The organism is Amphibacillus xylanus NBRC 15112 (assembly GCF_000307165.1).
In the GTDB taxonomy this organism is placed as follows: Bacteria; Bacillota; Bacilli; order Bacillales; family Amphibacillaceae; genus Amphibacillus; species Amphibacillus xylanus.
The window spans coordinates 2,298,209-2,310,621 of record NC_018704.1; the positions used below are offsets into that span (position 1 = coordinate 2,298,209).

11 protein-coding genes are annotated in these 12,413 nt (G+C 35.8%); 6 read left to right on the forward strand and 5 right to left on the reverse strand.

All coding sequences use genetic code 11. The features are described from left to right. Positions 1–106: 106 nt before the first annotated feature. From AXY_RS11005 to AXY_RS11025, 5 genes are all read right to left on the reverse strand, one after another. Entirely contained in the window at positions 107–1,282 is a 1,176-nt protein-coding gene (locus tag AXY_RS11005; RefSeq protein WP_015010891.1) for a TraB/GumN family protein, read from the reverse strand. Between the two features lie 203 nt (positions 1,283–1,485). Further along, the gene (locus AXY_RS11010) at positions 1,486–2,340 is read right to left on the reverse strand and encodes a DegV family protein (RefSeq protein WP_015010892.1); all 855 of its coding nucleotides are present in this window, start codon (positions 2,338–2,340) and stop codon (positions 1,486–1,488) included. 482 nt (positions 2,341–2,822) lie between these two features. Next, a complete protein-coding gene (locus AXY_RS11015; RefSeq protein ID WP_015010893.1) occupies positions 2,823–3,263 on the reverse strand; it encodes a YtoQ family protein in 441 nt (146 codons plus the stop codon). Between the two features lie 112 nt (positions 3,264–3,375). Further along, complete coding sequence (gene serC, locus AXY_RS11020) at positions 3,376–4,455, reverse strand: 3-phosphoserine/phosphohydroxythreonine transaminase (protein ID WP_015010894.1); 1,080 nt, start codon at positions 4,453–4,455, stop codon at positions 3,376–3,378. Between the two features lie 215 nt (positions 4,456–4,670). Then, positions 4,671–5,630, reverse strand: a complete 960-nt coding sequence (locus AXY_RS11025) for an acetylxylan esterase (RefSeq protein ID WP_015010895.1) — start codon at positions 5,628–5,630, stop codon at positions 4,671–4,673. A gap of 301 nt (positions 5,631–5,931) precedes the next feature. On the opposite strand from AXY_RS11025, the gene AXY_RS11030 reads away from it, so the two are divergent. The 6 genes from AXY_RS11030 to manA all read left to right on the forward strand — a co-directional run bounded on the left by AXY_RS11030 (position 5,932) and on the right by manA (position 12,410). Further along, positions 5,932–6,243, forward strand: a complete 312-nt coding sequence (locus AXY_RS11030; protein WP_015010896.1) for a PTS sugar transporter subunit IIB — start codon at positions 5,932–5,934, stop codon at positions 6,241–6,243. Positions 6,244–6,290: 47 nt separating this feature from the next. Then, a complete protein-coding gene (celB, locus tag AXY_RS11035) occupies positions 6,291–7,583 on the forward strand; it encodes a PTS cellobiose transporter subunit IIC (RefSeq protein ID WP_015010897.1) in 1,293 nt (430 codons plus the stop codon). 72 nt (positions 7,584–7,655) lie between these two features. Then, on the forward strand, positions 7,656–7,964 hold the full coding sequence (locus AXY_RS11040; protein ID WP_015010898.1) for a PTS lactose/cellobiose transporter subunit IIA: 309 nt from the start codon (positions 7,656–7,658) through the stop codon (positions 7,962–7,964). 12 nt (positions 7,965–7,976) lie between these two features. Beyond that, positions 7,977–9,362, forward strand: a complete 1,386-nt coding sequence (locus tag AXY_RS11045) for a glycoside hydrolase family 1 protein (RefSeq protein ID WP_015010899.1) — start codon at positions 7,977–7,979, stop codon at positions 9,360–9,362. Positions 9,363–9,474: 112 nt separating this feature from the next. Beyond that, on the forward strand, positions 9,475–11,409 hold the full coding sequence (locus AXY_RS11050) for a BglG family transcription antiterminator (protein WP_015010900.1): 1,935 nt from the start codon (positions 9,475–9,477) through the stop codon (positions 11,407–11,409). Between the two features lie 41 nt (positions 11,410–11,450). Next, positions 11,451–12,410 carry a mannose-6-phosphate isomerase, class I gene (gene manA, locus AXY_RS11055; protein WP_015010901.1) on the forward strand — a complete coding sequence of 320 codons (960 nt, stop codon included), beginning with the start codon at positions 11,451–11,453 and terminating at the stop codon, positions 12,408–12,410. Positions 12,411–12,413 lie beyond the last annotated feature (3 nt).

Consider the following 12,413-nt stretch of genomic DNA (forward strand, 5'->3'; position numbering starts at 1 on the left):
TCTGTAACCGATTTAATTATAATTTACTTAATCATAAACTAAGCAAATCAAAAATAGAAGCAAAAAAAGCCTTCAAATACATCATTGTATTTAAAGACTTAATTGATTAAAAAATATTTTCAAAGAATAAGCGAATAACATCAGTTCCAGCCACAATCGTTCCTAACGTACTACCTAGGTTCGCTAAAATAACGACAAGCAATACTCTTGTCACTTTATTCTTCCAAAACCCTTTTGCCGTGTGAACATCATCAGATAAGCTTTCAAAATCACTTACTTGTGGCTTATTAAAATAAGCTTGTACCATCCCAGCTAAAATACCCGCAGCAATAAATGGATTGAGTGATGTAAATGGTGAAGATACAACCGCAGTCAAGATAGCTAATGGGTGACCAAATGCTGCAATTGTACCAATCCCAGCGAATGTACCATTCCATATTAGCCAGCTCTTCATTTGTTGCCAGCCTGCATCTGGGTTTAATAAGAATGTTGAAGCCATAAGAGAAACAATTAAAATTGGAATAATCCAGCCAAGGCGTTTCTTCCAGTTCTTTTTCTTCGGAACTGTTGTTAGAGCTTTTAAATCATGTTCGTTATCAATTTCTCGTGTTACACCAGGAACATGAGCAGCACCAAGAACTGCAACTACTTTATTTCCTGGAGCTCGTTTAATCTTCTCGGCTAAATATTGATCCCGTTCATCAACGAGCGGCTTTTTCAGTTGTGGGAAGTGTTCTGTAAATTCATCCAATATAGCATTGATGGAGTCTTTTTCTTTTAACTTTTCTAGTTCTTCCTCAGTAATCGTTTCATTGGAAAATATACTAGCTATAATTTGCGTTAGCAACATTAGTTTTCCTTTAAGATCAACGCCAGACCAAATCCGTGAAAACGTGATCTGGATATTACGATCTGCCAATACTAAGGTCGCACCAATTTCCTCTGCTGATTGAATACCCTGAATCATTTCCTGTCCCGCTTCAATGCCAAATTGTTTCGCCATTCGTTTTTGGAATGAGGAAATGGCCAAATTCATAATTAATAATGTGGCTTTCTTCTCTTTAATCACCTTAAAGATGTCCATTTCCTTCCACTTACTTCCGTCTCTAATTGATTCATAACGTTGCTGATCGAGTTCAATACAAACCGAATCAGGTTGTTCCTGTTCAATGACTTGCTTAACCAGTTCAGCACTACTCTTAGAAACATGCGCTGTACCAATAATAATGTATTCCTTACCGTTTCGTTCAATTCTTGTAATATGATTCTCTTCTTCTAACATCGAGTGACCTTCTTTCAGGAGTTACCTTTCTTGCTATTATAACTTACTTACCAGCGTAAAAAAAAGGTAACAAATAATTTAATTAGAGAAAATAGATGATTATCGTGTTCCCCTGTAAAACAACCCGAACGGTCAAATAAATCTGCCATTCGGGTTAGTCAGTTTAAACTACTGAAACGTATTGTGCCAATATTAGCATGTCTTTAGTCGTTTGCGATAAACAATACACCAAGTGTATTAGGTCCACAATGTGATGAGATTGTACAACCCGCTCGAGTGACTAATATCTCATCGAAGTCATAATTAGCTTCGATCAATTCCTTAACTGCTTGAATATTTTTCTCTGATGTACCTGAGTGTGTTATGAAAACACGTTTTTTATTAATTGATTTACCATCTTGAAGCTGATCCTCAGTATAATGCTTTAAGACGCGTAATAAGCTACCACGGTACTTCTTACCAACAGCCATTTTACCAGTCGTATTATCGACTTGAATACTTGGTTTAATATTCAATAGGTTTGCACTTATATTAGCTAACGCAGAGCATCTTCCACCTTCATAAAGATACGTTAACTTATCAATGACAAAGCTAGCATGGACACGATGCTTTAGCTCGTTTAATTCTTGATAAATTTGAGCAGCGTCCATCCCCTGTTCAATTCGCTCTGCTGCTTCAATAACAAGCAAGCCCATCCCTGTTGAAAGATTACCAGAGTCTATTGAATAAACATCAGGTAAATCTGATGCTGCAATTAAACTATTCTGGTGAGAAGAAGAAATACCTGATCCAAGGCTGATATGGATAACAGCATAACCTTGATCAGTCCACTTTTTAAAATGTTCAATATACTCAATTGGATTAGGAGCAGATGTTTTCGGAAGCATCCCTTTTTCTTGATATATAGCATAAATATCATCTGGCGTGATATCTATACCATCTCTGTAATCCACTTCATCTAAATTAATATGTAGGGGCTGTATTTTTACATCGTATTTCTGGATTAAATCGTCACTCAAGTCACATGTACTATCTGCACTAAGAATTACCTTTTTCAATCAATTACGCCTCCTATTTATCGATTTGCATACGCTTGATGATCCATCATCTGATTAAATATATGATTCTTATATAATTGTATCGTTAATTTAATTTTTTTCAATTAATAGTAGATGAGTTTTTCTATCTTTAATAAAAAAATAGATTATTAGAATTTCTAATAGCCAATTGTTAATTAACCTTAACTTTTATTGTCATTAGAGACTTTAGAGGTTAAGTTTTGAAAATATTAAATCCTTGTTCCAGATGATCACTTGGGTAACTGACTCAATAAATTTTGGAGGAAGTTAATTCATATTAATTTTATCCGAATTGTATGTTATAATTTATTTATCATATATTAAGGAATGATTGATTATGAAAAATATTCCCATCATTGACTTACGTAGCTGTCTTTTAATTATCGCCATTATCATTGGCTTCTTTCTATTGTAGAAAGTTGACCATAGAAAAAAGCCATGCGATTGCATAGCTTATTTTTTTATTCATACACATAGGCAAGTACATCGAGTGCTTGTTCAATTGTTTCAACAGTTACATTCGCCTTATTCGATAACTCTTTTAATGGATGAATCAATGACTCCGGGCGAATAATAATTGTTGGTTTATTAAGCGAGATTGCTCTTGTTACGTCCATCGCTGTATTCCATTGGCGATATTTCTCACCAAATAGTCCAATTACTACATCAGCCTTCTGGATTAATAGCTCTGTTCTAAAGTTATTGATCGCTGATGCAGCTTCATCACGATAGTAATCACCCGGCTGTTCTCCTATAATAGCTTCACCTATTTGATCTGAACGATCATGATCCGTTTGTGGACCTACAAAGGTTAATGGTAAATTTCTTTTTTCGGCTTGAGCTTTTAGTTGTTCTCGCCAATCATCATGAATTTGGCCAGCTAAATAAACAATTAGATTCATTGTTTCCTCCTTAAAATTTGTAAGATACTCTTCTTGTGTTTGTGCTAAATCTTTTATTAACACAACTTAAAAAGAGAGTTGAAATTATAATCTCAACTCCCTCTATTATAGATTATTGATTACTTTCTTCAAATTTCTTAATAAAATCTACTAAAGCTTCTACTCCTGCCAGTGGCATTGCGTTATAAATACTAGCTCGCATCCCACCTACTGAACGGTGACCTTTTAATGTCTCTAGTCCTGCCGCTTTAGCTTCACTAATAAATTTAGCCTCAAGCTCTTGATCACCATTCGCTGCAATAAATGGAACATTCATAATTGAACGATCTTCACCTTTAATTGGTGCATCGAACAATTTTGATTCATCTAATGCTTGATACAGTAAATCAGCCTTAGCCCTGTTGAGCCTCTCCATTTCCTCTAATCCGCCAAGATCTAATAACCAATCAAATACAAGCTTAGCAATATAAATTGAGTAGGTTGGTGGCGTATTAAAGCTTGATTTATTCTTAACGTGTGTCTCATAATTGAACATCGTCGGTACAGTTGCAGGTGCCTGACCTACTAAATCATCTCTAATAATGACTATTGTCAAACCAGCAGGACCGATATTTTTTTGTGCTCCTGCATAAATTAATCCAAATTTACTAACATCAATAGGTGTAGATAAAATATTTGACGACATATCAGCAACAAGTGGGACATCTCCGGTATCAGGTAATGTAGAAAAAGCAGTCCCTTCAATCGTGTTATTCGTTGTAATATGAACATAATCTGCATTTGGATCAAACATATCTTTTGTTAGCTTTGGAATATGGTTATTAGTATCTTCGCCAACAACTCGAACTTCTCCAAAGAGCTGTGCTTCTTTATACGCCTTTTTCGACCATGACCCCGTCAATACATAGTCAGCTTTTTTATTTCTGACCATTAAGTTCATAGGTACCATTGCAAATTGCTGTGATGCGCCACCTTGTAAAAATAAAACATGATAATTATCTGGAATGTCCAGCAGTTTTCTCAAGTTAGCCTCTGCAGCTTCTAAAATATCAATAAACCATTTTGAGCGGTGACTCAGTTCCATTACTGACATCCCTGAACCATTAAAGTCTAACATTTCTGCTTGTGCCGTTTTCAAAACGCTTTTAGGTAGCATGGCTGGACCTGCTGAAAAATTATAAACTTGTTTCATCCCTATTCACACCTATCTAATTGATATTGTCATAGACCTCATGTCGATAAGTCCTATAATCACCAAGTTTAACAAGATCTATTATGCATTTCAAGTGAATTTTTTAAAAATTTAAACAATTCTCTCTAAATGACAACAAAATGGAGTTAAAGTAAAACACCACTTGGAAAAGTGTACGAAAAATTATCCAAGTGGTGCTTTTAATATTTAGTTAACTACAATTGTTTAAACCATTGTAATGCTTGATCACCATGTTCAGGTATATACTCATGACCATGCTCTGGATAAATAACGATCTCTTTATTCGCTGTAATTTTATTATAAGCAGCAAATTGAGTAGATGGTGGACAAATCGGATCGCGCATGCCTGTCACCCAGATCACATCACCCTTTATCCGTGGTGATAAGTTTTGAATATCAATATATCCAAGACGATTAAAGACTTGATCGGCAGTTTTATGTGTTGGATCCATTGCTCTAAAATAGTATGAAATCTCTTCATAAGCTGTGTTGTTAATATCCATTTCCCAAACACGCTTAAAGTCAGATAAAAATGGGTAGACCGCATAAACTTGCTTGATTCGTGGTTCTAAACTAGCACAAGCAACGGCTAATGCACCACCTTGTGATTGACCATATGTACCTACTCTCGTTTCATCAATGTGATCCATATTCATTAAAATCCATGTAGCTTGTACCGTATCTAAGTAAACATGGCGATAGTAAAGTTGGTCAGGATCAGAATCATGTAAGCCTCTGATAATATGACCCTTGATTGTCGGCCCTTCGGCAGCAACAGAATCTTGCGATAAGCCTCCCTGTCCTCGACAATCTAGCGCTAATACTGTAATCCCTTCAGCTGCATAAGCAATTTTATCTAACCAATCTCCACTGTTGCCATAGTAGCCGTGAAACATGACAACTCCTTGTCCCGTTGCAATATGTTCTTTTGGACGAACAAACTTAGCATGGACCTTTGCCCCACCGACCCCAGTAAAGTATAGGTGGTAACAGTCAGCTATCTGACTCTTAAAATCACTTTCTACCAATTGATAGTTTAAAGGTAATTCTCTTAATTCTTCTAGTGCTCGTTCCCAATACTGATCGAAATCACTAGGTAGTGGACTTCTCCCTGTATACTTGTATAAATCAGCTAACGGCATATCTAGATGCATAATTCTTCCCTCACTCTTAATTAATAATCTATAAAACCTAACTATCCCTATTTAACGGTTAACCACCTTAAATAAATAAAGCGGTTTCATTTCTAGGAAAATAAGTAGATTTAGTAACATTATACTATCAATTTAATTGTTCGTTAACAATTAATATCTTGGCACTACTATAATATCTAGTATTTTGGAAAATTAACATTTTCCGTTAGGCTAACGGAAATATAGCAAGTGGTAATGTAAGCGCTTTTGCAATAAAATCAAAATTGAGAAGGTATTAAACTATGATAACGGAGGTCGTTTGATGAAAAGAATTTTATTGGCCTGTTCTTCAGGAATGTCAACAAGCTTACTTGTATCCAAAATGGAACAAGCAGCTAAAGAACAAGGTATTGAAGCAAAAATTTGGGCTGTTGCCCAAGACAAAGCACCTGAAGATATGAAACAAGCAGATGTTCTACTAATCGGACCACAAATGCGTTTTATGAAGAAGAAGTTTTCAGTCGTCGCAGAAGAGCTCGGTATTCCATTAGATGTCATTGACCCAGTTTCGTACGGAAGAATTGATGGAAAAGCAGTCTTTAATCATGCACTTGCGTTAATTGAGAAAGGTTAGTTTTTTAAGCAATTATATGTGTCAATATTAAAAAGGAGGATTATATCATGAACAGTCGTTTTATGAATCAGCTGGAAAATGTACTTATGCCTATCGCTGATAAGTTAAATAACAACCGTTATTTAACTGCATTACGTAATGGATTTTTAGTTGCCTTACCGTTAATTGTTTTTGGCTCTATATTCGTCGTTATTGCACACCTACCTTTTATTGATAAGTTAATTGGAGAAGAAGCATACGCCACGTTTCAAGATGCTTTAGGTCCTGCTTCTGCCGCCACACTAAGTATTATGGGGCTTTTCGTCATACTTGGTATCGGTTATAAAATGGTCGAACAACGGGGTGGAGAATCGATATACGGTGCAGCAGTTGCACTCGGAGCATATTTAATTCTCACTCCACAAGTATTAGGGGAAACTACTGGCGTAATCCCTACTTCCGCTCTAAGTGCCCAAGGCCTGTTCTTAGGGATCTTTACTGCATTTATTGCAGCTGAGCTCTATCAATTTTTCGTTAACAAAAAACTAACGATTAAAATGCCAGAAGGTGTACCTAGTTCTGTCTCTCGTTCATTTAGTTCGTTAATTCCAATTGCATTTACATTAACGATCTTTTTGGCAGTACGGATTATCTTTAGCTATACATCATTTGAAACAGTGCAAAACTTTATTTATACAATTATCCAAGAACCATTAACTGCTTTAGGCAGTGGTTTACCTGCTACGCTTATTGCCATTTTACTTATTCAAATCTTTTGGTTCTTTGGCTTACACGGACAAATTATTATTAACTCAGTGCTTGACCCAATTTGGTTCAGCTTAAATGACCAAAACTTCCAAGCTTTCCAAGCAGGTCAAGAATTACCTAATATCGTAACAAAGCAATTCGTTGATACGTTTATCGTAGGTATTGGTGGCTCAGGTATGACATTAGCTGTATTACTCGCTATTTTCGTCATTGCGAAAAGTAGGCAAATGCGCGAGATCGGTAAGTTAAGTATCGGTTCAGGTATCTTTAACGTTAATGAGCCTGTTATATTCGGTTTACCGATTATCATGAACCCGTTAGCGATTATTCCTTGGCTACTTGCACCAGTTGTCGTTGGAGCCGTTACTTATTTTGCAATGGCAATTGGCTTTGCTCCAAAACCAGCGGGTGTAATTGTACCATGGACGACACCTGCCTTATTAAGTGGTTATCTAGCCACTGGAAATAATATTATGGGGTCAGTCATGCAGCTAATTAATATGGCAATAGTCTTTACAATCTGGCTACCATTCCTAAAAATTATGGATAAACAGTATTATGAAAGTGAACGAACAGCGAAAAAAGCAAGTTAGCAAAAAATATGGTGGGTGGTTCCTTACCTCCCACCTTTCATTTTAACTATCACATCTTTTAGGAGGTCAACTATGAAATCCAATATTACAGAAATTGCTTTCCAAATCATTTTAAATGCGGGTAACGGAAAATCAAATGCAATGGAAGCGATACAAGCAGCAAAGTCAGGAGATTTTCAAACTGCCGATCAACATATTCAAGAAGCAAATGAGGATCTCCGAAAGGCTCACCTATTTCAAACTAAGTTACTTCAAGACGAAGCGAATGGATTAGACAAAGAAATTAGCATTATCCTAATACATGCCCAAGATCACTTGATGACAGCAATTACTGTTCGAGATTTAGCAATTGAAATGATTGAGCTTTATCGTAGACTATAAGGAGGAATCGATATGACATTAAAGTATACTTTTCCTAACGACTTTTGGTGGGGTAGCGCCTCATCTGCAACTCAAATAGAAGGATCAGATAACGGTATTAAAGGTAAAGACATTTGGGATCATTGGTACCAATCTGAGCCTAACCGCTTCTTTGATCAAATTGGACCTGGCCAAACTTCTGACTTCTATCATCATTATCAGGAAGATATTAAGAATATGAAGCAAACAGGACATAATAGCTTTCGACTCTCAATCTCATGGTCAAGGCTGATCCCAGGTGGAAAAGGCGAAGTCAATCAACAGGCTGTTGACTTTTACCGAGATGTTATTGACCAATTACTTGCACATGAGATTGAACCATTCGTCAATTTATTCCACTTCGATATGCCCTATCCACTGCACGAATTAGGCGGTTGGGAAAATCGACAAGTCATCGATGCTTATTTAGACTATGCAACAATTGCATTTGAGCTCTTTGGCGATCGAGTAAAAAAATGGTTTACCTTTAATGAGCCTATCGTTCCTGTTGAAGGTGGCTATTTATATGATTTTCATTATCCAAATATCGTTGATTTTAAAAAGGCAATTCAAGTAGCATACCATACGATGATCGCACATAAAAAAGCGGTCCAATATTACCATGGAAATTTCAATGGAGAAATTGGTATTATCCTAAACTTAACTCCTTCCTACCCACGCAGCCAGCACCCTGCTGATCTTAAAGCTGCTCATCTTTGTGATTTACTTTTTAATCGAAGTTTCCTTGATCCTGCTGTAAAGGGAGAGTATCCAAAAGACTTAATAGAATTATTAGCTACATACGACCTATTACCACAAATAGAACCTGATGACGAACAATTAATTCGTGATCATCAAATAGATTTATTAGGCGTGAATTATTATCAACCAAGACGAGTGAAAGCTAAAGAAAATCTACCAAATCCAGCTAGCCCGATAATGCCAGAATGGTTCTTTGACAGCTATGACATGCCCGGTAGAAAAATGAACCCTTATCGTGGATGGGAAATCTATGAAAAAGGGATTTACGATATTATGGTAAACTTAAAAGATAATTATGGAAATATCCCTTCTTTCATCTCTGAAAATGGGATGGGTGTTGAGAATGAAGAGCGATTTGTAAATAATGGTCAGATCGAGGATGATTATCGGATTGATTTTATTAAAGGCCACTTAAAATGGCTTCACAAAGCAATATTAGCCGGCTGTAATGTTAAGGGTTACCACCTATGGACATTTCTCGATAATTGGTCATGGATGAATGCATATAAAAACAGATATGGCTTCTATGCCGTCGATATAAATACACAAAAGCGAACCGCGAAGAAAAGCGCAAAGTGGTTTGCTAAAATTGCAGAGCAAAATGGTTTCAATAACTAGTTCTAAGTAGATTAAGCGTAGTGAAATATCCTGCGCTTCTTCTCCTAACTTAATTTAACTAGCATATAGTAAAAATAATAGATTCATAGGTTATGAAGAAAGTGGTGATAAAGTGAGTGCTCGATTGTTTTCAATTTTACGAGTATTAATGGCAAATGAGAAACCAGTAACTAGCGAATATATTGCTCAATTACTTAATGTAACGTCTCGTACAATTCGAGATGATATTAAGATACTTGATCGAATCTTACAAGATTTCGGAGCTAATATCCAATCAATCAGAGGGATTGGTTTTCAACTGATAATAGATAATGATCACGAATTTCGAAGTTTCCTAAATCAAAAGCTTAACGAGCAAACAGTACCTAATTCTCCCGAAGAGCGAATTACGTACTTAATTAAACGCTTCTTACTTGCTGATAGCTACTTAAAACTAGATGATCTCTGTGAAGAAATGCATATTAGCAAATCAACCATTCAAAATGATTTGCGATCAGTAAAAAAAATATTTAAGCAGTACAATCTTTCTCTTCAACAAAAACCAACCTATGGATTAAAACTCTATGGAAATGAAGTTAAAATGCGCTTTGCCCTATCGGAGCATATTTTCGACCGTAGTGAACCAATCTCTAAAACAACTTGGATTAAGCAACTTGCTCAAATTACAGAAATCAGCTTAGAAGAACTTGAAAAAGTCTGGTCAATCATCATTAAAGAAATTAAAGTAAATCAAATCTATCTTTCCGATATTGCGATAAATAATTTATTTATCCATATCATTATTGCCTATAAACGAATTAAAGACGGTCATTATGTTTCACTGATTCACCAAGATTTAAAGGAAATTAAATTACAGAAGGAATACCAAGTGGCGTTATCAATTGTTCGTAAAACTGAAACTATTTTAGAAATTAAATTCCCAGATGTAGAAATAGCGTATATTACGATTCACTTGCTCGGTACGAAAATGGTCAAGCAGTCGAAATTAACGGAGACTGAATTTGAAAACATTTTGGAAAAACAAACACAAGTATTAACGACGAAAATACTGGACTTAATAGAAGCAAAAATGAACTTAGGCATCCGCCACGATCAAGAGTTAATCATTGGTCTTGGGTTGCATTTAAAGCCAGCAATTAATCGATATAAGTACGGTATGAATATTAGAAATCCAATGTTAAATGATATTAAATTAAACTACCCTGTCGCCTTTGAGGCTGCTGTTATGGCAGGAATGGTGCTTGATAACGAAATTAATGTCTTAATTGATGAGAATGAAATTGGCTATATCGCCTTACACATTGGTGCAGCGATTGAACGAAAGAAGCTAAAAACAGGACCGAAAAAATGCTTTATCGTATGCGCATCAGGTCTTGGAAGCGCCCATTTAATTAAATATAAATTACAATCTGTTTTAGGTTCTCAAATTCAAGTAATGGGAACGACAGAATTTTATCAATTAAAACAGATTCCTTTTTCAGAGATTGACTTTATTATCAGCTCAGTGCCAATACAAGAAAAACTCCCTTGCCCTGTTATAGTCGTCAATACGATACTTTCAGAAACAGACCTAGATCGAATTAAAACTCATTTAAACAAAAGAACAGAGACAATTAACGATTATATTAAAGAAGAGTTTGTTTTCTTAAATCAAACATTCCCTACTAAGGAGAGCGCACTACAGTTTCTAGTTAATCAAATTAAAACAAAAATGAGTTTACCAGATAACTATTTGGATTTGATCTATGAGCGTGAAGAAGTTGCACCTACAGCCTATGGCAACTTGGTGGCAATCCCCCATCCAATTACTGCACAGGCAAAGGAAACTTTTTTAACGATTTGTACGCTACAAAAACCGATTAATTGGTCTAATAAACGCGTACAACTTATTTGCTTACTAAATGTTGAGAAAGACGGACATAAGGATTTAGAAATCATGTATAAAGGCCTAATTAAAGTTATTGAAGATCCAACGATTGTTCAACAGTTAATTCAAGCAAGAAATTACTCTGAATTTATAAAACCACTATTACAGCTATATTCTTAGGCTTATTATCACTCAAATCTATAAAGTGAGGAGCTAAGTTCATGTACAGTGGACCATTATTTTTACGACCTTCTTTTCACAAGCGGATCTGGGGTGGCACTAGGCTAAACCACTATTTCCGTGATCAGCTACCGAGTGATACAATTGGTGAAGCATGGGTGATTTCTGCTCATAAAAATGGCCCTAGCCAAGTACTTAATCAACCCTTTATTAATCAAACGCTTAATGACGTCTGGATGAATCATCCAGAGCTATTCAATCGAAACAAACAACAACGTGATGAGGCCTATCCACTACTTGTGAAATTACTCGATGCTAAGCATCCATTATCTGTTCAAGTTCACCCTGATGATACTTATGCCCAACAAATCGAGGGCGAAACCTTTGGCAAAACAGAGTGTTGGTATATCCTCGAAGCGGAGGCAAATGCTGAAATCATATTCGGTCATAACGCCCAATCAAAAAAGCAGTTTGAACAAATGGCTAGATCAGGAAAATGGGAGCAATTATTCAAAAAGAAATCCGTTAAGCGAGGGGATTTTATTTATATCCCAAGTGGGACACTCCATGCGATCGGTCCGGGTATTATCTTATTGGAAATTCAACAAAACTCTGATATCACTTATCGTGTCTATGATTATGATCGAGCAGATCAGAGTGGAAAGAAAAGAGAATTACATTTAGAAGATTCACTTAAAGTTATTTCTATACCACACCATGACCCACAACATCAACAATCACAATCGATCAAAGACGGATTAATTCAAACAAGATTAATCACAACTCCGTATTTTACCGTTTATCATTGGAGGCTAGATGGTATAAGTAAGCTAAATCAAATAGCTGATTTTATTCAAGTTAATGTGATTAATGGTGAAGCTAATCTCACCATCGATGATCACCAATTTGTCATTAAAAAGGGTGATAACTTTATTCTTCCCGCCACAATTGCAAGTTTTACTCTAAAAGGTTTTGCAGAATTTATTGTTTCTCACACTTAATAG

What these genes read in the sequence shown, in the direction of transcription:
- AXY_RS11005 (WP_015010891.1), bottom strand. Translation starts at nt 1,282, where the DNA reads ATGTTAGAAGAAGAGAATCATATTACAAGAATTGAACGAAACGGTAAG.
- AXY_RS11015 (WP_015010893.1), bottom strand. Translation starts at nt 3,263, where the DNA reads ATGAATCTAATTGTTTATTTAGCTGGCCAAATTCATGATGATTGGCGA.
- serC (WP_015010894.1), bottom strand. Translation starts at nt 4,455, where the DNA reads ATGAAACAAGTTTATAATTTTTCAGCAGGTCCAGCCATGCTACCTAAA.
- AXY_RS11025 (WP_015010895.1), bottom strand. Translation starts at nt 5,630, where the DNA reads ATGCATCTAGATATGCCGTTAGCTGATTTATACAAGTATACAGGGAGA.
- AXY_RS11030 (WP_015010896.1), top strand. Translation starts at nt 5,932, where the DNA reads ATGAAAAGAATTTTATTGGCCTGTTCTTCAGGAATGTCAACAAGCTTA.
- celB (WP_015010897.1), top strand. Translation starts at nt 6,291, where the DNA reads ATGAACAGTCGTTTTATGAATCAGCTGGAAAATGTACTTATGCCTATC.
- AXY_RS11040 (WP_015010898.1), top strand. Translation starts at nt 7,656, where the DNA reads ATGAAATCCAATATTACAGAAATTGCTTTCCAAATCATTTTAAATGCG.
- AXY_RS11045 (WP_015010899.1), top strand. Translation starts at nt 7,977, where the DNA reads ATGACATTAAAGTATACTTTTCCTAACGACTTTTGGTGGGGTAGCGCC.
- manA (WP_015010901.1), top strand. Translation starts at nt 11,451, where the DNA reads ATGTACAGTGGACCATTATTTTTACGACCTTCTTTTCACAAGCGGATC.